Origin of the sequence: Jeotgalicoccus halotolerans (assembly GCF_003387165.1) — a bacterium.
GTDB lineage: Bacteria > Bacillota > Bacilli > Staphylococcales > Salinicoccaceae > Jeotgalicoccus > Jeotgalicoccus halotolerans.
In genome coordinates this window covers 184,693-205,950 of sequence record NZ_QUMW01000009.1, presented here as the reverse complement: position 1 = coordinate 205,950, position 21,258 = coordinate 184,693, and the positions used below count along the sequence as shown (strand labels likewise).

Below are 21,258 nucleotides of genomic sequence, written 5' to 3'. Positions count from 1 at the left end.
CTTAACTTCCCATAAAACAAAAAACTCAGAACATTCATTGTCCCGAGTCTTTATTCCACTACAAATACATTCATATTCGACAGTACCTCAAGTGTTTTATCGTGCAGATCATCGCTTGCTGCAGCCACAAGTTTTTTATTCACCGTAATATTCGCTTCCGGGAAAATATTTTGAATCACCATAATATTTGCGAGGACACAGACGTTTGTTTCGACACCGATAAATTCAATGGTCTGGTTCGTCTCGACTTCATCTTTATAGTTCTCATATATATTCTGCGCATGGTTCGGCGGAATGCCGTAAAAAGTTTTCGTGTATTCGTCACCGTAATCCTCAAGCCGTGTGTAGAATTTCGGATATATCGCTTCATCAAAATGAATGGATTCTGCGGAGCGTTCATCGTATTCAAAATCGGGATACAAATTTTTTGTATAGATAATGGATTCGTTATTCTCTATTGACTGGTCAATTCTTTTTGCAACACCCTCTTCAATGACCTTGGACCATTCCGCAAAGTTGCTCCCTCTTTCATCAAAAGTGTCATTTTGAACATCTATTACTACAAGCATACTTACACTCCTGTCTAAACAATTTAGCATTATCTCTTATTCTATACCCTATTTTTCCGAATTAAAAAAACAGTCCATAAGAACTGTTTAGTCTCCCCGGTGCCAATTGCGTTTTAACAGCCCCATCAGATAGGCGTCCTGATATTCGCCTTTAGTATAAAATTGTTCTTTTAAAGTTCCTTCTATCGTAAAACCGCTCTTTTTGTAAATATGAGCTGCTTTTTCATTGTCCGTATCTACATACAGATAGACTTTGTGCATATTCAAAATATCGAAGGCGTATGAAAGACATTCCCGGAACGCAAATTTCGCATAGCCTCTGCCGTTAAATTCCGGCTGCACGATAATTTGGATTTCACAGTTTCTGTGGATGTAGTTGATTTCAACCAGCTCGACAATTCCCGCCAGTATCCCGTCATCCTCAATGACAAACCTTCTCTCATCATCGTCGGTGAGATGTTTTTCGTATAAATATTTTAATTCACTTAACGATTCATACGGTTCTTCAAACCAGTAGGACATAATCGAATATTCATTATTCAGCTGATGGATAAACTCCAAATCCGTTTCTTCGAGCGCTCTGATTTTCATGATAAAAATCACCTTTTCTTTTATTTTTAGTATAACTCACTAAATTTCGTTTTATTAATACTATCCGTCAAATCAATAAAATAGTCACTTTGCCATTTCTGAGTCTGTTCAGCTGTTTTATTCAGTGAGGTTTCAAAGGGCGGATAAACTCTTAAAGCCATCTTGCCTTTCTTATCATCTGTTGTAATAATATTTCTTTCCGCTAAAACTACCTTCGGAAATATAAATTGGCCTTTTTTATTCCCGTCTATAACAGTAATTATTATTTTCCCGGGAGTTTCCTCCCAATTGTACGGCCGATTTTTATTATTATCGTCTTTTATCCAAAAGACAGTAAAATAACCTTTTTTATTTGTTGTCTTTTTCGCTCTTCTGCTTCTGTACTTCTTTTGATCTATATAAAAAAGACAGCTTTCATACTCAATATTCAATGGTTCAATTTCAACATCGTTTACTTCAGAACATCCTAATTCATTTAGTATTTGATTAGTCAGTCTTACAGCTTCAAACATAAGTTCATCTCATCCTTTATTTTTAGCATCTTCCTTTGAACTGCATGTCATTACTTGAATACTTAAAATATATTTAGTAAAATTAACTTTAGGCAGAGCTCGTGTCTGCTTGAGATATCCAAGAGGTGTTTCAAGCGGGCATGAGCTTTTTTTCTTTTTAAAGATATAAAAACGCCTCCATCATTATCCGATGAAAGCGTCAAATGAAAATTTCACAATGTATATTTCTAGCCCTTCGTACTAAGCTATCTTTCTTAAGACTTCTCTTGCTATCATCACTTCTTCATCCGTAGGAATTACCAGCACCTTAACCGGTGAATAGGAATGACTGATTGTCGCTTCAATACCGACGGTTTCATTGTTCGTTTTTTTATCCAGATAAACTCCCATAAATTCGAGGCTGTCCAATACTTTTTCACGGATCAGCGCAGAGTTTTCCCCGACACCCGCTGTAAATATTATCGCATCCACACCGCCCATGCGGGCAGCATAGGAGCCCATATATTTATGGATGCTCGAGCTGAATACTTCTAAGGCCAGTTCAGCGCGTTCATTGCCATTTTTCGCTTCTTCAGTAATGTCTCTTAAATCGCTTGAAAATCCGCTGACACCAAGCAGACCGGATTCTTTGTTCAGCACGTTCAGCACTTCCACTGCACTTTTATCGGTTTTTTCCATTATGTAAGGGATGAGCGACGGGTCGATGTTACCCGAGCGCGTTCCCATCGTCACACCAGCGAGCGGGGTAAAGCCCATCGACGTGTCCAGTGACTCGCCTGCTTTAACTGCAGCGATACTCGCTCCGTTACCGAGGTGGCAGCTGATCAGACGCAGTTCCTGAAGCGGACGTTTTAACAGCTCGCCGGCACGATTCGTCACATATTTATGACTCGTGCCGTGGAAGCCGAATTTACGGATGCGGTAGTCTTTATAGTACTTATAAGGCAGACTGTACAGATAAGAACTTTCCGGCATCGTCTGATGGAAGGATGTATCAAATACTGCGACATGAGTCACGTCAGGCAGCAGCTCCATCATCGCTTGAATCCCCATGAGGTTAGCCGGGTTATGAAGCGGCGCAAATTCAGACAGCTTCTCGATTTCTCTCGTAACTGCTTCATCGATAACAACGGCATCGGTAAATGTTTCTCCGCCGTGCACTACACGGTGGCCGGTACCGTCAATATCTTCGATTGATTGGATAATTTTTTTATCCACTAGAGTTTCCAGCATCACGTTAACTGCTTCTTTATGATTTTTAAAATCTCTTTCAATTATTTCGCGGCCGCCTTCGCTGTTCAAGGTGAATTTCCCGCCGGAAAGACCAATGCGTTCAACCAGCCCGCGTGCAATTTCAGTTTCCTCAGGCATATTAAAGAGCTCGAACTTAAAAGACGAACTGCCGGCATTTATCGCAAGTATTTTTGTCATGGTGTTATCACTGCTTTCCGCTGTACTGTTCATACCAGTCGTTCAGCTGACGTAAAAATTCCTGCATTTTCGCAGCATTTTTAAAATCTGGCACATCACCGATTAATACTTCATTATTAATAAGAGGCGAGAAACCTTTCTTCAGTACAATAATTGATTTTCTCTGCTTTTCAGTTTTGAAAATCGTTGCCGGCAGATTTAAAAACATCAGCAGTGTCGCATCTTCAGAAATATATTTTTTAATCGTGTCATTATTTTCTTCCAGCATATTCGACGGTACGATAAAGACCCCAAGACCGTCGTTTTTCACTAAATTCATGCCCGCTTCAAGCATTAATAGATGCGCATAGCTCTGACCTTCTTCAAATGCTGTCTTGTAATTTGCAGCAGGCAGCGGGTAATACCCTACAGGCAGGTCGCCAATCGCGATATCACCTGACGGAATTCTGCTCGGTTCAATGACGTTTTGAGGATGGATATACATCGGCACTTTTAAAAATTCGCACAGGTTTGCGTTAATTTCCGCGAGTGCCGGATCAACTTCAACCCCCGACAGGTTTACATTATCTACCATTTCTTTTACTGTCATCGCAAGGTGCCCTGTGCCGCTGCCGATATCGAGCAGTTCAGTTTCTTTGCCTGCAGTAAATAAATCGATAATATGCGCAACGAGGTAGCCGATCGCGTCCGGTGTCAGCTGGTGGTTGCTCTGCACCGGCTCTTCTTTGACCTGGTTCAAATAGGAAAACTGAAAAGCTTTTCTGAGGTCGCTTAAAGAACCTGCTGCATGTACCTGCAGCAGGCTTTCAGCAAGTGCTTCCAGTCTTGGTTTTTCATCTTTTTTAACAATCTCATTTATTCTGGTATTCAGTTCTTCATATACTTGTTCCATCGTAGTTTTCGCCATATATATCCCTCTTTAAAAAAATATGGACTATCCATTTAGGATAGTCCTAGTTACCTGATTATATTATATACTCTCCGCCGCTTCAATTACTTAACATCGGGTTCTATTAGAAGTTGCGTTTTGATGCAGTGCTGAATTCTTCTTTCTCCTGCAGCTTCTGTGCATTCTCCGGAGTCATTTCACTTTTAATAGCATCACCGTAAGCCTTGTACTTATTATTCACCGCGTACGTGTCAGCGATAAAGTCATGCAGTCCGATTTTTGAATCGGTAAACAGCACTGCAAGGTATGGTAAATACAATAAAGTATTCGAAATGATTCTGCCGACTGTTTCCCTGAAAAACACCTGAGAAAAAGTCAGTTTCTTTCCTTTTGAAGAAATAACGCTGATGCCTAATATCATTTTGCCGAGTGTCTGCTTAAAGAAGTAAGTCATCAGAGTAAAGTAGATAAAATACAAGAGTGTCGTCGAGATATTTTCAAGCGACAATGCTTCGATGCCGAAAAAGACATCTCTCACACCGAGCATAGTCAGAACCGGCACGATTGTCAGCTGAGCCACAGCCCAAAGGACGATAATATCTATAAGATAGCCGACGAATCTCGGGAAAAAGGCAGCGTGGGTCATATATTCCAGCTGCTGGATATAATCGGTATCTTTTCTTACAATTCCGTTAGTTTCTTCCATCGATACCCCTCCTTATTCATATAGATACATCGGTTCGGCACCCTGACGGTTGTTAATCAGTTCCTGGACCATTTTAACTTCTCCGCCGCCGGTAATACTTTCAAGAGCGTTCTGGACTTTAACACCGAACGGGAATGACGTCATTTGAGCGCCGCCGAATTCAACTACCTGCGGTGTCCCGCCGATTTCTTCTTTCAAGGCAGCCAGTGCATCGTCAAAGTAGCCTTCCTGGTCAACCAGCCCATTTTCAATTGCTTCGCCGCCGAGGTAAATTCTGCCGTCAGCAAGCTCTCTTACCTTTTCTTCTGACATGCCGCGGCCTTCAGCTACCACATCAACAAAATCCTGGAACATCGTATCGACAATGCTCTGCAGGTAATCCTGCTCTTCTTCAGTAGCTTCGCGTGAAGCGGACATCATATCTTTCATTTTGCCGCTCTTATACACATCGAAAGAAATGCCGAAGTTTTCAGCAAGTTCACTGTAGTTCATGCTCTGCATAATAACACCGATTGAACCTGTTATTGTTTCATCAGTGGCGAAAATCTGATCAGCCGGTGCAGATACGTAGTAGCCGCCGGACGCTGCCATATTCCCCATTGAACTGTAAATTGTCTTGCCGCTTTCTTTAATTTCCATTAAATACTTATGTATCTCCGCACTTTCAAAGACACCGCCGCCAGGCGAATTGACATTCAGTAATACTGCACTGTATGTATCATCAGCTGCAATATCCTTTAAGGCTTGGATTGTCATCGGGTGGTCGTAACCTTCTGTCGCGAACATTCCGCCGCCCATAGAACCTGTATCCTGAATCACGCCATCAAAATTTACGACGGCAATTTTACTGCCTGCATCCCCTTCTTCAAGCACCTGGGAAATCGGTGCTCCTGAATCTGAAAAGTCATCGAACATATCCTGCCAGTCACTCGCCCACAGCGATGTCATAAACGACGTGCCGAGACCGAGTATCACAAGAGCGATTGCTGAAACTAAAGCGATAATTCTTTTCATGAAAGATCCTCCTATTTTTAAAAGTCCATTTTATGATAACATTTTTTTAAATACGTTTCGCCTCACAGCCGGAAATTTTTATCTTCAAATTACAGTAGCGATTTTATCGTTTTTGACAAGACACAAGATACGCTGTGAAGACTTATATTTAAACGATAGTCATGCATAAAATCATTCACTAGTATATAATTTGAAATAATTATATTATTTAATAATTAACTAAGATGGATAAAGCAATTATTTAGATATAGGAGTACTTTAAATATGGTAAATAATACTATTTATTTCTTTGAACCCAGTAATAAAAATTCTAAAAAAATTGTCAGCGATCTTGTGAACCTGTTCGATGAGTTCGGAATTAAAACTGTTGATAATTGTAATGACGCCAGTATCGTTGCATCGATTGGCGGAGACGGCGCCTTTTTACAGGCGATCAGAAAAAATGATTTTAGAAACGACTGTATGTACATCGGTATCGGTATTGAAGAACGCAATTATATGTATGTGGACTTCAATTACCATAATCTTTCTGAAATTAGACGCGTGTTTAAACTGAATAATTTTGAGATGCGCAACTATCCTGTAATCGAAGTAAAAGTAAATAATAATCAGCCCAATTACTGCCTGAACGAATTTACGCTTCGTTCGAGTCTGGTCCGCACAATTATGATGGATATTTACATAGAAGATTTTCTGTTTGAACACTTTAATGGAGACGGGATTGTGGTTTCGACACCGACAGGCTCAACCGGCTATAATAAATCGCTCGGCGGCGCTGTAGTTGATCCCCTGATTAGTGCCATGCAGGTAACAGAACTCGGCAGTGTCAACAATAATAATCACCGCACACTCGGAACGAGTTTTCTCCTGTCTAAGGAACGTCCTATTACAATAGTTATCGACCAGTCCGATAATTACTACCCGATTATGAGCATGGACAATGAAGCGCTAAGTGTGCAGAATACTGAAAAAGTGAGCATCAAGTTAAGTGATAAAACAATTAAAACTATCAGACTGCACAACAATACATTCTGGCACAAAACACAGAGGAATTTCCTGTAAAGGCGGCGGAGGAATATGACAGAAAATCTTGATTTGCATAAGATAGCACAAAATACGCTGCGCCCAAGAAAACTTGCGCGGAATGGTAAAGCCGGCTACGTTGCTTCTGCACTTTTGACGGAAAATGATAATGTATTCACCGGCGTTGCGATTGATGTCGCCTGCTCCATCGGATTTTGTGCAGAACATTCAGCAATTGCAGCGATGGTTACGGCAGGTGAAACACGCATTAAAGAAATTATCGCGGTGCACCGTAACGGCCGTGTACTTCCGCCATGCGGCAGGTGCAGGGAGTTTATCGTGCAGATAAATAACAGAAATTATGAATGCAATGTTCATGTATCTGGAGAAAGAATTGTTCCCTTGAGCGCGCTGCTTCCTGAGCGCTGGGATATATAAGCAAATTTAAAAGGCAGATCCTCAGATTTCGAAGAGGATCTGCCTTTTTGTGTGGCTTTTTGGAGAATTAACGATTTTTGACGGTTTCCGAGGACGACGGCGGTTCAGTATTAAAAGAAATTACTCTCTCTTCATTTTGTTATCTTTAGCAAAAAAATACGCTGCCAGAATAGTTAAAATGAATCCAAGTCCGTAAGTCAACAGACCAAAGTTATGTAAATCCAAAGCCAGCGTGCCAAATAACAAAATTACACCAAGCAGACATAAGAACCCTAAACTTCTCATAAATTTTCCCCTTTAATTCTCAGTTTAGTTTCAAGCTATATAAAAAATCCCCGGAAGTCAATCTTCCGGGATAACACGCCTTACAGCAGACCGCTGAAGTCATCTTCAATTTTTTCTTTTTTCGACGGCATATATACTTCGATATTTTCCATCGCTTTTTCAATCATCGGTTCAAAGTCAACGACATCTTCGAATTTCTTCACCGATTCCAATGATGGTTTCGTCTTCGGTGCTTTCGGTTTAAAAATTGTACAGCAGTCTTCAAATGGCAGAATGGAAGTTTCATATGTTCCCATTTTTTTTGCCATTTTCACGATATCATTTTTCTCTAAAGTGAGCAGCGGACGGAGAACCGGCAGTGTGGTCACTTCATTTATCGCGTACATGCTTGTCAAGGTCTGCGAAGCAACCTGCCCGAGGTTTTCACCGTTGACGACTGCTTCTCCGCCAATTTTCTTAGTTAATTTTTCAGCGATGCGGAGCATAATACGGCGTGTCGAAGTCATCGACAAGTTATCCGGAATTCGGTCATACAAGGTTGTCTGCAGTTCTGTAAACGGAACGATGTGAAGTTTAATATCATAACCCGTTCTTTCACTCATAATATCGACGAGTGCCTTAACTTTATCAGTCGCCTGCGGGCTCGTGTAAGGCGGAGAGTGAAAGTGAATCGCTTCGATTTCCACACCGCGGCGCATAATATCAATTCCCGCTACCGGCGAGTCAATTCCGCCTGACAGCATGAGAAGCGCTTTGCCGCCGGTGCCGAGCGGCAGGCCGCCAAGTCCTTTAATCGTTTCGTAGTACATGTAAATTGCATCTGGTCTTATTTCTGCCAGTATTTTATAATCTGGATTTTTGACGTTAACTGTAAGATGCGATGTGTTTTCGAAGACGTGGTTGCCCAGCAGCTGCTGAACGCCGTAGGTATCCAGATGATACTGCTTGTCCGCCCGTTTCACTTCTATTTTAAAAGAATGGCCCGTTTCAATTTCATTAGAAAATTTAAGAGCGGTTTCCTTCATTGCCTCATCCGTTTTTTTCAGTCTGACGACCGGTGACATGCTTAAAATACCGCTGATATTAGTCAGTTTATCAATAATTTCATGCGGATCTTCTTCGTTTAAAACGATATATGCGCGGTCTCGATTCGCTTTAATTTGTACGTCATACTGTTTCAGTGCCTTCATCATCCGTTCGCGAAGTGCATTTACAAACATTTTTCTGTTTTTTGTTTTCAGTGTCAGTTCGCCGTAGCGTATTAATATGTGATCAAATTTCATTTCAGTACATCTCCTAATTCTTCGTAAACCTCTCGTAAAGCAGTAATCAATTTATTTACATCATCTTCACTTGTATGACGCCCCATCGATATACGGATGCTGCCCTCGATAATTTTATCTTCATTATTTAAGGCGAGCAGCGTCTCGTTCAACGTGGCAAGTTTAGATGCGCAGGCGCTTGTCGTCGACACCGCGATACCGCGTTTTGATAAGGCGTTTACGACTACTTCGCCTTTTGCGCCGATAAATGCCATGTTCACGATATAAGACGCTGCCTTCGGCTGAAGATAAATAAATGGGAGGTCCCGTACAGCCGTTCTTATTTTCTCATTAAATTGCGACAGTCTTTCCTTTACTTCACGCGCCTCACCGAGCGTCAGACGGAGTGCTTTAGCCATTGACACCGCTCCAGGCAGATTGACTGTCCCGCTTCTGACATTATACTCATGCCCTCCGCCGTACTGGATAGGTCTCATTGTTGCGAGATCCCTTATAAACAGCCCCCCGATGCCTTTTACTCCGTTAAATTTATGGGCGGAAATACTGATTGTATCGACACCGTTGTAATTCAAGTCCGTCTTGCCGATCGCTTGAGTCGCATCGACATGGAAATGAACTTTTGGATAGTCTTTAAGCATCCGGGTAATTTCTTCTATCGGCTGGATGCTGCCGATAATGTTATTCAGCGCCATCACTGTTACGAAAACAACATCGCTATCCAGCAATGATTTTAAATGATCTAAATCTACCTTGCCGTCTTCATTCGTATTAATATACTTAACCGTAAAACCATCCTTTTTCATTTCTTCCAGCACGTTGACGATACTCGGGTGCTCGAGCTCACTCGTCAATATCGTACTGCCGAACTGTTTCTTTTGTCTCAGCATACTTTGAATCGCTATATTATTACTTTCCGTCGCACTTGCTGTAAAAACTAAATCATAAGTCTTCAAGCCCATCAGATCCAGTATTTGAGCACGAGCCGCTTCAAGCAGCTTCGCTGCATCTTTGCCGCTCTGATGAATACTTGCTGTATTGTAAAAATATTTTTCACTCGCTGTTATATATGTTTTAAGTGCCTCTTTGTAAGGTGCTGTCGTCGCCGCATTATCAAAATATATCATCCTAATTCACCTCTCACATAAAATGACTTAGGATATGACATATCCTAAGTCATGATGTTAATTATTATCATATTGTTTTTCTATTTTCGCCGCACTGCCGGGCTCCACACTTTCCACTGCATCTTTAGCAACGTCCAGTGCACGTTTGTAACGGTTTTCTTTAAATAAGCGCTCTGCTTCATTTAAATGAGCATTCAAATCCGCATCCGTACTGCGGAATCTGTTGCCGTACTGAATCATCAGCTCCGTCAGCTCTGAATCTCTCATCACCGCATATGCTTCCTGTTCAAATTTATTCATCATCAGAACAGTATCATTTACTTTGGCTTTAACGTATTCCACATTCAGCGGGCGCCGGCTGAAGTAATTTTCAATTTCTTTAATATTCACTTCAATTTCATGCTTCATAACGATAAACTGCTCAGGCAGTGTTACAAGGTTCGATGCCATCAGTTCACGGTACACCTTTTCTTTCCGGTCATTGACGTAACGCAGATTCTCACGAGCTTCCGCATCATCTTCACGCAAACTGACCAGATGCTCCTGAATGCTGTTCTGTTCTTCATGAATCGTATGCGCATTATTTTTTAAATAATCGATATTATCCACGATAGCACTGTAGCGCGTCGTGTTTTTCTCAGTTTCTTCAATCATACCGCTGTAAATCGAAATCAGATTTTCAATTTCGTTTTCATAATTCATTACCTTTTGAACATCAGATTCATCGATATGATACTGATCTTTAATATAATCGATTTCAGTGCGCAGTGTATAGTTCAATGCTTTGGCGTTAAATAATTCATCTGTAATAACATCCTTGCCGCCGTCGAACTTATTCTTCGCATTAACTTCATGCTCTACAAGTTCATACATATCGTCCAGCTCATCGTGAATACTCTCTAAAATGGAGTCGGCTTCTTCAAGCTCCAGTTTAGCAACCAGCGGTTCAACACGGTTTAAGTTACTTTTCAGCGTTGACAACCTGTTTTCGACTTTAATGTGGTCAAGATCGTATCCCTTGGCACGCAAATCTCTGCAGCCGTAGCGCAGTTCCTGGAACTGCTGCGGCAGTTCTTTTTGAACTTCTTTAATAAGTTTCGGAATTTCATCCATGCTGTCTTTTAAGTTCAGCAGTTCGTTGTAAGTGTTGAAGATAAACTCATTGGCACGCAGATAATTTCCATCATTGACCATTTTTTCGTACCTTGCAACTTCCGGCTCATAAGCTTTAATAACTTCTTCCAGCGGTTTTTTCGCATCTCCGAATTTGTGGCCGTTGGCGAGCACATCGCGTTTTGCTTCGCGGTACAAGCGTTCGCTTTCAATATTCTGATGCTTCCCCTCTTCAACAGCTTTTGTAAACCCTGCAACTTCTTCAGTCAGTTCATCGTACTTATTTTTAATAATCTCGATATTTTCCCCTGCGAGCTCATTATTTTTTGTACTTTTGGCAAATTTAAATTGCTCAACGTTTATTTTAGACTGTTCAAGTGCATTTGTTGCATGTGTACTATGAGTATTTAATGTTTCGTTCCATTCATCCTGCCATTTGTCGTAAAGCTCTTTCGCTTCGCCGTGCAGGTTATAGTTTTTTAATTTCACTAAATCCAATTTAAATGGAAGCTGATTTACTTCATGCAGTCTGCTGTATTGAGTATCAATCATTTGTGTTTTTACAGATCTTAAGTACAGCAGTACAGCTGCTGCCACGATAACCAAAATGATAATCGCGATTAATATATACACCCACATACACTTTACCTCCTAGATATATACTCAATTATAGCTCAAAACGTTGCGTTGCAAAACATATAAATGTATAATTCTTTAAAATCACCAATATACATAAAACGCACGGAGGCATAATATGTTTACTAATATTGAAATTAAAGATTACGAGACACTCAACAAAATGCTGAAAAGTCTTATCGAAGATGAAACGGACAGAATTGCGAATCTGTCAAACGCATCCAGCCTTTTAAATTATTTCCTTAAAGATATTAACTGGGTCGGTTTCTACTTATATGAAGAAAAAACGAATGAATTAGTACTCGGACCGTTCCAGGGGCTCCCTGCATGCGTACGCATTGAAAACGGCAAAGGCGTATGCGGTACAGCTTTCCGCGGCAACGATATTTTTATCGTGGATGATGTAAATGAATTCCCTGGTCACATCGCCTGCGACGCAAACAGCAAATCCGAAATCGTTCTGCCGCTGTACAAAGACGGCAAAGGCATCGGAGTGCTCGATATTGATGCGCCGATTTACGAACGTTTCACAGAAGAAGACCGCAACGGCTTAAAAGCCTTTGTTGATACACTGATAGACTATATTTAACGTTGACAGTTGGGAACGAAGAGTGTAAAATGAATTATTGTGTAAATGAACAGTATAAGTAGCGGATAATCATTGCAAGTAAGTATGCGGTCCCCGCGGTTGGTGTGCTGCGTAACCAATGCTATGAGGCGAAGGCACTTTAAATCGTATACCCTCGCAGGAGATTATTCCCTTATGATGTTTTTTGCATATATTATAAAACATAAGGAGGAGCTAATTATGGCTCGTTTTACAGGTTCAATCTGGAAAAAATCACGCCGCTTAGGAATTTCCCTGACTGGCACAGGCAAAGAATTGGAACGTCGTCCGTACCCGCCGGGTCAGCACGGTCCAACACAAAGAATTAAATTATCAGAGTACGGTATGCAATTACAGGAGAAACAAAAACTCCGTTACATGTATGGAATTAACGAACGTCAATTCCGCACTTTATTCGACCGTTCAGGTAAAATGAAAGGTGTTCACGGTGAGAACTTCATGATCTTGCTTGCGACTAGATTAGACGCAATCGTTCGTGCTTCAGGACTTGCCCGCACACAGCGTCAAGCACGTCAGTTAGTTAACCACGGTCACATCACTGTGGATGGCAAACGTGTAGACATCCCTTCATTTATCGTTAAACCAGGTCAGGTTATCGGAGTGCGTGAAAAATCACGTAACCTTGATATCATTGCTGAAGCTGTTGAATTAAGCAACTTCACACCTGAGTACTTAACATTCAACAAAGATAACTTAGAAGTTACTTTCGACAGACTGCCAGAACGCAGTGAATTAAACGCCGACATTAACGAACAGTTAATCGTTGAATTCTACTCAAGATAATAAGTTTGAGAAATCCGAAATCATTATTAAATGGTTTCGGGTTTTTTTGTATTTTAAATGGGTATTTTGAGATTTTGGTGTGAGTGATTGGAGAGCTGGACGACGACGGTGATTTAATATCATACTTTAACAGTTCCATCCCGTCACCGTGTCTTTGACAATGTGCAACAACTTATCACAAGCAGAGGAGAAAAACCGCAAAAAATTAACATAAATCTATTTCTTATCAAGGTAACCATATAAATATAGAAACCAAAAAAGAGACACCCTGAGGTGTCTCTCTAAAAAATTAAACTATTTATTAAACAGTTGCAACGTTGACAGCTTGTGGTCCGCGTTGTCCTTCTTCGATTTCAAAAGTAACTTTTTGACCTTCTTCTAAAGTTTTGTATCCTTCACCTTGGATAGCTGAGAAGTGTACGAACACGTCGTCTCCTGCTTCTTGCTCGATGAAACCAAAACCTTTTTCTCCGTTAAACCATTTTACAGTTCCTTCATTCATTGAAAAAACCTCCTTGTGCTTATGCACGTGTTATTTTTGCAGTTTTAAACATTTAAAAGAGTTTTTTCAAATAATGAAGAGAAACTATTTAAACTTTGCCTTAAAAACTACACTCTTAATATACCATGGTCTGACCAATAAGCCAACCTAAATTAGAAATATCTTTAATTTTCACACGCCCAGTTATCTTTATCTTTGTCCATTTTCGGCTGGTAAGCAGAATGGTCACTTCCTACGCCTTCCGGAAACACAGTTCTTAATTCGGTACAGTTGGCGAAGTTATATGAAGTACCTGAAGCACTTTCTGCATTTTGCTCCGTGTTAATCTCAGGTTCCGCTTCAGCAGCAATTTCTTCCTCTTCACTGTTAAAACCTTCGCCGTCCTCGTTTACGTAGCCGGGAATTGACCAGATGCCAAGCTGGTTATCTTTTGCATACTGCTCTTTCTCCCGGAATTCTGACAGATAGCGCTGCTGTTCATAAATATAACCGACCCTCGCAAGTCCTTCTTCCAGCAGCACTTCGTGCACGTTTACGCCATCAGCATACAGGTACACAAGATATCTGCCGTAATGATCCGTCTTAGCCCCTTCGTCATACTCAATATACAGCTCTTCTGCATTGTTCATAAGCTCCGTCATTCTCGCCGAAGCTTCAGGACCAAATGGTTCTACAGGCTTGTTCGGGTGAACCGTTTCCGGTGTATCAATCAAGAGAAGTCTTAACTTCAATGTATTGTTGTCGCTGTCCAGAACGTGAACAGTATCACCATCGACTACACGATAAAGTTCTACTTCCGCGAGACCATCCTTGGCAGCAGAGTCTTTCTCTTTCTCCTGCTTCTCTTTTTCAGCTTTCTGTTTCTCTTCTTTCTCCTTAGCCGTCTTTTCAGCAGCAAGTTTTTCTTCTTTTTCTTTCTCCGCCTGCTCTTTCTCTGCAGCTTCTCTCTCAGCCTTTTCACGTTCTTCTTGTTCAGCCTGAGCTTTTTCCTTGGCCGCTTCCTCTTTCTCTTTTTCAGCAGTCAAACGTTGTTCTTCCGCCTCTTTTTCTGCTTCAGTGCCTGCTTCATTATCCTGGACGATATCCTTAGCTTTCTCTACAGTTTCTGACTCAGTAGCAGCTGCTCCTTCTTCAACATTTGTTCCCGGCAAGGTAAATACAAATAAAAGAAATATTATAAAACCGAGAATAAATGCGTTGCGTGAAATTTTACTGAATTTTCCTTTTTCCTTGTACTTTAATTTATAAAAACGGCTTGATGCCATCGATATAAACATCGCGATTGACACCATAACCCATAGAATTAAAAATGCTTCATTAATCGTCGCGCCGTCTACAATCAGCGCACGGTTAATCATCAGAATGCCGGACACAGCCAGCAGCACAAATACCGGTTTCCAAAAAGATCCGCTCTGATCCTTATCAGTCCAGTGCCCGTGCATCGCAAGTCCAAACAAGACCGCTGTAGAAATTGTTGAAATAAAAATCAAAAAACCGAATATAATACTCATTTTGTCTACTCTCCATTAATATTCATATCTCTTTATTATACGTGATAAAAAGCATCTGTGAATAAACATTTAATGGAAATTTTGAACAAGTTGGAACGTCTCAATCCACCATTTTGAGTATTTTTTAGAATTTCGTCCTTATATCTTTGGTTCTATCACAATTTTATATTGCCGCAAAAAATAGAAACAGTACATATGACGAGGTATATTATTAAAATAACCAGACCGGTCACTGGTATAAATGGTTCTGTATTTGGATCAGACAGAGCTGACACTATAGGATTACTTAAAAATATAACAGTCCATACTGCCAAAAGAATATTTGCAGTTTTACCGAACAGTGTATCTTTTATCAGTATACTGTCGCCGGCTTTAATATTAGCCTTTGACTCCATCTCCTTCTCTTTAAAAGATTCAACGGTTCCTATTAGTCTTCCATTAAATTGAATCTTTACGGGTGTCGTCATTCGTAAAAACCAGGTTCGGCGTTTGACAGTAATGCTTAAATCATCCGTATTCTCCATATTACCACTCCAGTGTGCAGCAATTTTCACTTCAGTTATCCTCTAACTGCTCAATCTTTTCAAGCTTATAATTAACTAATTAAAAACAGCATGACCTCCTAAGAGTTCATACTGCTTTGATTATTAAGTATTAAATAATTCCCATTACAAACGCTGCCACCATTGCAAGGACACTGAATCCCCAAACCCAGAAGATAGCATATTTTATATAACGCCCCATCTCAATTCCTGCCAGTCCGACAGCCAGCCATAAGGGCGGAGAAAACGGACTGATGAAGGTTCCGATAACATTTCCGATCATAATAGAGTAAGCTGCGGTAATACTGTCAACACCGTGAGTCGATACAATCTGCTCTACTACTGGAAGGAGAGCAAAATAATATGCATCTGTATTAAGTACCAGTTCCAGCGGTGCACCAAAGAAACCGATAATATAATGCAGAAACGGCACGAGGAAGGCAGGGAGTATAACTACCATGTCTTCTGCAAGTGAATCAAGCATCCCTGTGTTCCCGAGGATGCCAAGGAAGGATCCTGCTGCCAGAATAATCGCTGCCATCATTAAAGCACTTGGTGCATGGGCTTTAATACGGTCCATTTGCAAATCCATATTCCTGTAGTTTATCGGCAAGGCAATACTTACCGCCAGCATAAATATCAACCCTGCAGGGAGTAGCCCTGACATCAGCAGACCGACCACAGCAAGTGTGAGCAGAAGATTAAACCAGAGAAGTTTCGGTCTTTCCAAAGATGTTGCTTCACTGTTACTGTCACCTTTCACGTTGAAATTATCAAAATTGATTCCTTCAGTCAGCGTTCCATTTTTAAGGAGTCTTTTTTTCTCCAAACTGCCGACCAGTGCTCCCATAGCAATAAGCAGTACAATCAGCACAGCCTGGAGCGGAATAAGCGGCTGCCATAATTCTGAGGAATCCACACCGAGTACCGCGGCAGTTCGTCCGAGCGGTCCGCCCCACGGTACCATATTCATAATACTCGCGCTCATACCGATTAGCATGACGAGCATATAAGGACTCATATTCAATTTTTTATATAAAGGCAGCAAAGCCGGTATGGTAATCAGGAAAGTCGAAGCACCCGAACCATCCAAGTGAGCAATTGCCCCAATAATTACCGTAGCCATGGAAACCAGAATAACATTACCCCGGGATAACCTGACCATTTTGGTAATAAGCGGATTAAACATTCCTGTATCCTGCATAATTCCAAAGAAAAGAATCGCAAAGATAAACATGACTTGATACATAGGCATGACAGAACCTCATGTATACGAATGCCTTGATGCATAGGCATGACAGAACCTCATGTATACGAATGCCTTGATGCATAGGCATGACAGAACCTCATGTATACAAATGCCTTGATGCATAGGCATGACAGAGCCTCATGTATACGAATGCCTTGATGCATAGGCATGACAGAACCTCATGTATACGAATGGCCTGATGCATAGGCATGACAATCCAAAGTCCCAGACCCTCAATAAATGCAAATAAAAAAGGATAACCAGTTCAAATAGAACTGATTATCCTTAAAATTTAATATCTTAAAGCATTTCTGAAGTTGTTTTACCTTGCATGTGCAACTGAAGGTAATCCGGTCCGCCTGCTTTAGAGTCTGTACCTGACATCTTGAATCCGCCGAATGGGTGGTAGCCGACGATTGCACCTGTGCAGTCGCGGTTGAAGTATAAGTTACCTACCATGAAGTCGCGGCGTGCTTCTTCAATGTGCTCTCTGTTTTTAGTAATAACAGCACCTGTCAGACCGTAGTCTGTATCGTTTGCAAATTCGATAGCTTCTGTGAAGTTATCCGCTTTTGCGAAACCGACTACCGGCCCGAAAATTTCTTCCTGCATTAAACGGTCATCATGCTTAAGTCCTGCGAATACTGTCGGGTGAACGAAGTGGCCTGTTTCGTTGTCGATCTTGCCGCCAGCTTTAAGTTCTCCTTCTTCTTTACCGATTTCAAGATACTTCTCAATTTTTTCAACAGAAGCGTCATCGATAACAGGGCCCATGTAATTGTCATTTTCAGGGTCGCCGATTGTCAGTTTGTTCGTTCTCTCCACTACTTTTTCAAGTAATTCATCGTGGATGTCCGATAAGGCGATAACGCGTGAACATGCTGAACATTTCTGTCCGCTGAAGGCGAATGCTGATTTAACGATTGCGTCTGCTGCAAGGTCAAGATCTGCAGTGCTGTCAACAACGATAGTATCTTTACCGCCCATTTCAGCGATAACACGTTTAAGGTTAACCTGCCCATCCTGGACGATGGCTGCTTTTTCATAAATGCTTACACCGACATCTCTTGAACCTGTGAACGATACAAATGCAGTATCTTTATGTTCAACCAGCAGATCACCGATTTCACGGCTTGAACCTGGAATGAAGTTGACCACGCCTTTAGGCAGACCTGCTTCTTCGAGCACTTCGATAAATTTGTAAGCAATTACCGACGCTTTAGATGATGGTTTTAGTAATACTGTATTCCCTGTTACAAGCGCAGCCGATGTCGTACCCGCCATGATTGCAAACGCAAAGTTCCATGGAGAAATAACAAGGCCGACGCCTAGTGGAATGTAATCAAATCTATTGAATTCACCCGGACGTGATTCAACTTTGCGTCCGTCTTTTAATTCAAGGTTTTGTCTTGCATAATATTCAAGGAAATCAATTGCTTCTGCAGTATCTGCGTCCGCTTCTTTCCATGGTTTTCCGGCTTCTTTTACAAGCACTGCTGTAAATTCGAATTTTCTTTTACGTACAATTGCAGCTGCTTTGAACAATACATCAGAACGGAATTCAAATGAAGATTTTCTCCATTCTTTAAATGTTTCTTTAGCAGCCTCCATTGCCTGCAGTGCTTCTTTTTCACCAGCCTGTGACATGTTGCCGATGATTTCTGATTTTTTAGCCGGGTTATATGATTCCAGTTTTTTATCAGTAAAGATGCGTTCACCGTTAATGATCAACGGATAATCCGATCCAAAATCTTTTTTAATTGTTTCAAACCCCTTGTTTAATGCTTCTTTGTTCTCGTCTAACGAGAAATCTGTAAATGGTTCATGCTTGTACGGTATCATAAAATAAATTCTCCTTTGTTTTTTGATAAAAATATAAAACTTATTTAATTGTTTCCGCATTTTTAAGATAACATTATTTGTTAAATTGTCCAACTGATTCAGGTTAATTATTTAAATATTTAGCCGTTTTTCATCAGCCAGTTCACAATATCTATATATGTTGATACGGCAACGTGTAAAACGCTCTCATCCAAATCAAATTTCGGATGATGATGACCGTATTTTAAAGCAAACGGAAAGAGCATATAAGTCGCTTTGCCATTTTTTTTAAGAACCCGTTCCATCATCATCGTCACATCTTCCGAAGCTCCAAGCGGCAGTGTTTCTTTCAAGTCAGTAATCTTGCTGTTGTGTTTGACCGCTTCTTTAACTGTTTCAATCAGTTCTTTTGAACATGCGGCATTCGGTGCTTCACCCATATCTATGATTTCCGCTTCATTTTCATACATATCTGCAGCGGCCTGGATGACTGTTTTTGCTTTATTGTACATATAATGATTAAGTTCAGTTGTTTCTCCGCGCGTTTCAATTTCCATAAATGCAGTGTCAGCAATGACATTTCTGCCGCTCCCTGCACTGAGTGTACCGGTGTTAATCCGCGTTCTGCCCTTGCCGTGACGTGCAATCGCATTTAAATTTAAAGCGGCGGCCGAAGCTGCAAGGAGAGAATTATTTCCTGAATCAGGTTCAACACCTGCATGTGCTGACTTTCCTGTGAACTTTACATCGAATTTTGAACTTGCCAGAAAATCGGTCGTTCCAGCGCTGACAGTCCCGACAGGCAGATTTCTAATGCCGAGATGACCGGAAAAGAAATAATCAACATCATCCAGCCAGCCTTTTTCGACGACTGATTTTGCCCCGCGCACACTTTCTTCCGCAGGCTGAAAAATCAGCGTAAACCTGCCTTTAAGATTGTCTTTTTCAGCATTGATATACTCAGCTAAAAATAAACCTGTCGTAATATGACCATCATGCCCGCAGGCATGCATTTCTCCTTCGTGAAGAGATTTAAAACCTCCCTTTTCCGGGATATGATCTTCATCCGCGGATTCTGTAATCGGCAGGCCGTCTATATCAAATCTCGCTGCAAAATGCGGACCGGGTTTTCCCGTATCGAGCGTAGCAATTACTCCTGTAGTGCCTTCTTTTACATAGTCTAAAAACTCCTCAGGAACACCATATTCTGCTGCCCTTTTATAGCTGTGCAGAAATGCATCTTTTCCAGGCACACCTACCCGGGCACTTCTTAAGAGCACATCGTCTCCAAGATAAAGAGTGTAGTCCATCGGTTTCAAAGTTTTATAAATTTCATATGTCGTTATAAATTCCGTAAAACCGACTTCCGGAAAACGGTGAAATTTACGGCGTGTTGCAATCAGTTTTTGCTGAATATCTGTCATTATTGTTCCCCCGAAAGCTTATTTAAAGAATCTAATGCCATATGAACCATCGCTGTAATACCGTATTTAAAAGCATCTTCATTGAGTCTGAAAGCAGGATTGTGCAGCGGTTTTTGTCCTTCTCCAACCGATGTACCGAGCCAGTAGTACACTCCCGGATACTCTAAAAGGAAACGGCTGAAATCTTCTCCAGCGAGACTTGGCAGGAGGGCCGGTGTCGCTTCCTCGCCGTACAGCTTATTAACCGATTTTTTCAGCTGTGCCGCCCATTCTGTGTCGTTTACCGTTGCAGGATATCCGTCGTAAAACTCAATGTCAGCCTCTGCTCCCATAGCAGCAGTAACCTGTTCAACAATTTCAAAAAAGCGTTTTTTAGCAAGCTCTTTGGTTTTATCCGACTGGGTGCGGATAGTTCCTTCAAGTTCCGCTGTTTCCGCGATAACATTGTGTTTTGTTCCGGCTGTAAAACGCCCGACTGTTACAACTGCCGGCTGCATAGGATCCGTGTTGCGACTCACAATTGTCTGCAGTGCGCTGACAACCTGATTGCCGACAATAAGTGCATCCGTCGTACTGTGAGGCATAGAAGCATGCCCGCCGGAACCTTTAATTGTAATTTTAAAACGGTCTGAATTCCCCATAATCGGTCCGGCCATTACACCGAATTTCCCGACTGCAAGATCCGGCCAGACGTGCTGGGCAAGCAGCATATCCGGAGTGTATTCATCGAACACTCCATCTTCCAGCATGCGTTTTGCGCCGCCCGTCGGTGACAGCTCTTCCGCCGGCTGGAAAATCAACAGTATAGTTCCTTTAATTTTATCTTTATTGTCATTCAGCACTTTCCCGGCATGAAGGAGCATTGACGTATGTGCATCATGACCGCAGGCGTGCATGACACCTTCATTCAGCGAAGTAAATTCTTCTCCGGAAGCTTCAGTAATCGGCAGTGCATCGATATCCGCTCTGATACCGATAATTCCACCTTCCTGTTCACCTTTTATAATCCCGAGGACTCCTGTATCAGCAAACCCTGTCTGATAGGGAATATCGAACTCTGTTAATTTTTCCTGAATGCGTTTTGACGTTTCATATTCACCTGTGCTTAACTCCGGGTGAAGATGAAGTACTCTCCTAAATTCGATTGCATCGTTAATAATATTTTCATTTATGTCCACTGCATC

Annotated in this window: 22 protein-coding genes; 4 read left to right on the top strand and 18 right to left on the bottom strand. The window is 41.4% G+C overall.

Going from position 1 to position 21,258, the window contains the following annotated elements; genetic code table 11:
- Positions 1–50: 50 nt before the first annotated feature.
- The 7 genes from DFR63_RS02315 to sppA form a co-directional block, all read right to left on the bottom strand.
- The gene (locus DFR63_RS02315; protein WP_115884132.1) at positions 51–569 is read right to left on the bottom strand and encodes a cysteine hydrolase family protein; all 519 of its coding nucleotides are present in this window, start codon (positions 567–569) and stop codon (positions 51–53) included.
- An 87-nt stretch (positions 570–656) separates the two neighbouring features.
- Positions 657–1,160: a GNAT family N-acetyltransferase gene (locus tag DFR63_RS02310; protein ID WP_115884131.1), complete on the bottom strand. Its 504-nt coding sequence runs from the start codon at positions 1,158–1,160 to the stop codon at positions 657–659.
- A gap of 26 nt (positions 1,161–1,186) precedes the next feature.
- Complete coding sequence (locus DFR63_RS02305; RefSeq protein ID WP_115884130.1) at positions 1,187–1,672, bottom strand: MepB family protein; 486 nt, start codon at positions 1,670–1,672, stop codon at positions 1,187–1,189.
- Between the two features lie 240 nt (positions 1,673–1,912).
- The gene (locus DFR63_RS02300; protein WP_115884721.1) at positions 1,913–3,103 is read right to left on the bottom strand and encodes an acetate kinase; all 1,191 of its coding nucleotides are present in this window, start codon (positions 3,101–3,103) and stop codon (positions 1,913–1,915) included.
- Between the two features lie 7 nt (positions 3,104–3,110).
- Positions 3,111–4,010 (bottom strand): class I SAM-dependent methyltransferase, encoded by a 900-nt coding sequence (locus tag DFR63_RS02295; protein WP_115884129.1) that lies wholly within the window; start codon positions 4,008–4,010, stop codon positions 3,111–3,113.
- A gap of 106 nt (positions 4,011–4,116) precedes the next feature.
- Complete coding sequence (locus DFR63_RS02290) at positions 4,117–4,698, bottom strand: RDD family protein (RefSeq protein ID WP_115884128.1); 582 nt, start codon at positions 4,696–4,698, stop codon at positions 4,117–4,119.
- 12 nt (positions 4,699–4,710) lie between these two features.
- On the bottom strand, positions 4,711–5,712 hold the full coding sequence (sppA, locus tag DFR63_RS02285; protein WP_115884127.1) for a signal peptide peptidase SppA: 1,002 nt from the start codon (positions 5,710–5,712) through the stop codon (positions 4,711–4,713).
- Between the two features lie 264 nt (positions 5,713–5,976).
- Here sppA and DFR63_RS02280 point away from each other — a divergent pair, with 264 nt between their 5' ends.
- Positions 5,977–6,774 (top strand): NAD kinase, encoded by a 798-nt coding sequence (locus DFR63_RS02280; protein ID WP_115884126.1) that lies wholly within the window; start codon positions 5,977–5,979, stop codon positions 6,772–6,774.
- Positions 6,775–6,789: 15 nt separating this feature from the next.
- Positions 6,790–7,173, top strand: a complete 384-nt coding sequence (locus DFR63_RS02275) for a cytidine deaminase family protein (protein ID WP_115884125.1) — start codon at positions 6,790–6,792, stop codon at positions 7,171–7,173.
- 120 nt (positions 7,174–7,293) lie between these two features.
- Here DFR63_RS02275 and DFR63_RS11705 read toward each other — a convergent pair whose 3' ends face one another.
- The 4 genes from DFR63_RS11705 to DFR63_RS02260 all read right to left on the bottom strand — a co-directional run bounded on the left by DFR63_RS11705 (position 7,294) and on the right by DFR63_RS02260 (position 11,617).
- On the bottom strand, positions 7,294–7,458 hold the full coding sequence (locus DFR63_RS11705; RefSeq protein WP_162842260.1) for a hypothetical protein: 165 nt from the start codon (positions 7,456–7,458) through the stop codon (positions 7,294–7,296).
- 80 nt (positions 7,459–7,538) lie between these two features.
- Positions 7,539–8,741 carry a tRNA uracil 4-sulfurtransferase ThiI gene (gene thiI / locus DFR63_RS02270; RefSeq protein WP_115884124.1) on the bottom strand — a complete coding sequence of 401 codons (1,203 nt, stop codon included), beginning with the start codon at positions 8,739–8,741 and terminating at the stop codon, positions 7,539–7,541.
- Entirely contained in the window at positions 8,738–9,865 is a 1,128-nt protein-coding gene (locus DFR63_RS02265) for a cysteine desulfurase family protein (protein ID WP_115884123.1), read from the bottom strand. The genes thiI and DFR63_RS02265 overlap by 4 nt, the downstream gene beginning before the upstream one ends.
- A 57-nt stretch (positions 9,866–9,922) precedes the next feature.
- Positions 9,923–11,617, bottom strand: coding sequence for a septation ring formation regulator EzrA (locus DFR63_RS02260; protein ID WP_115884122.1), 1,695 nt, complete (start codon positions 11,615–11,617; stop codon positions 9,923–9,925).
- A 115-nt stretch (positions 11,618–11,732) separates the two neighbouring features.
- On the opposite strand from DFR63_RS02260, the gene DFR63_RS02255 reads away from it, so the two are divergent.
- Both DFR63_RS02255 and rpsD read left to right on the top strand, forming a co-directional pair.
- Entirely contained in the window at positions 11,733–12,203 is a 471-nt protein-coding gene (locus tag DFR63_RS02255; protein ID WP_115884121.1) for a GAF domain-containing protein, read from the top strand.
- A gap of 219 nt (positions 12,204–12,422) precedes the next feature.
- The gene (rpsD, locus tag DFR63_RS02250) at positions 12,423–13,025 is read left to right on the top strand and encodes a 30S ribosomal protein S4 (protein ID WP_115884120.1); all 603 of its coding nucleotides are present in this window, start codon (positions 12,423–12,425) and stop codon (positions 13,023–13,025) included.
- Between the two features lie 301 nt (positions 13,026–13,326).
- Here rpsD and DFR63_RS02245 read toward each other — a convergent pair whose 3' ends face one another.
- From DFR63_RS02245 to DFR63_RS02215, 7 genes are all read right to left on the bottom strand, one after another.
- Positions 13,327–13,527 carry a cold-shock protein gene (locus DFR63_RS02245; protein WP_135098129.1) on the bottom strand — a complete coding sequence of 67 codons (201 nt, stop codon included), beginning with the start codon at positions 13,525–13,527 and terminating at the stop codon, positions 13,327–13,329.
- A 164-nt stretch (positions 13,528–13,691) separates the two neighbouring features.
- On the bottom strand, positions 13,692–15,038 hold the full coding sequence (locus DFR63_RS02240) for a thermonuclease family protein (protein WP_115884118.1): 1,347 nt from the start codon (positions 15,036–15,038) through the stop codon (positions 13,692–13,694).
- Positions 15,039–15,193: 155 nt separating this feature from the next.
- Complete coding sequence (locus tag DFR63_RS02235) at positions 15,194–15,562, bottom strand: hypothetical protein (RefSeq protein ID WP_115884117.1); 369 nt, start codon at positions 15,560–15,562, stop codon at positions 15,194–15,196.
- Positions 15,563–15,692: 130 nt separating this feature from the next.
- Entirely contained in the window at positions 15,693–16,835 is a 1,143-nt protein-coding gene (locus DFR63_RS02230; protein WP_245954106.1) for a CitMHS family transporter, read from the bottom strand.
- 294 nt (positions 16,836–17,129) lie between these two features.
- On the bottom strand, positions 17,130–18,671 hold the full coding sequence (gene pruA, locus DFR63_RS02225; RefSeq protein ID WP_115884116.1) for an L-glutamate gamma-semialdehyde dehydrogenase: 1,542 nt from the start codon (positions 18,669–18,671) through the stop codon (positions 17,130–17,132).
- A gap of 119 nt (positions 18,672–18,790) precedes the next feature.
- Complete coding sequence (locus tag DFR63_RS02220) at positions 18,791–20,074, bottom strand: amidohydrolase (protein WP_115884115.1); 1,284 nt, start codon at positions 20,072–20,074, stop codon at positions 18,791–18,793.
- Positions 20,074–21,252, bottom strand: coding sequence for a M20 metallopeptidase family protein (locus DFR63_RS02215; protein ID WP_115884114.1), 1,179 nt, complete (start codon positions 21,250–21,252; stop codon positions 20,074–20,076). Before DFR63_RS02215 ends, DFR63_RS02220 begins: the two co-directional genes overlap by 1 nt.
- Positions 21,253–21,258: the final 6 nt, after the last annotated feature.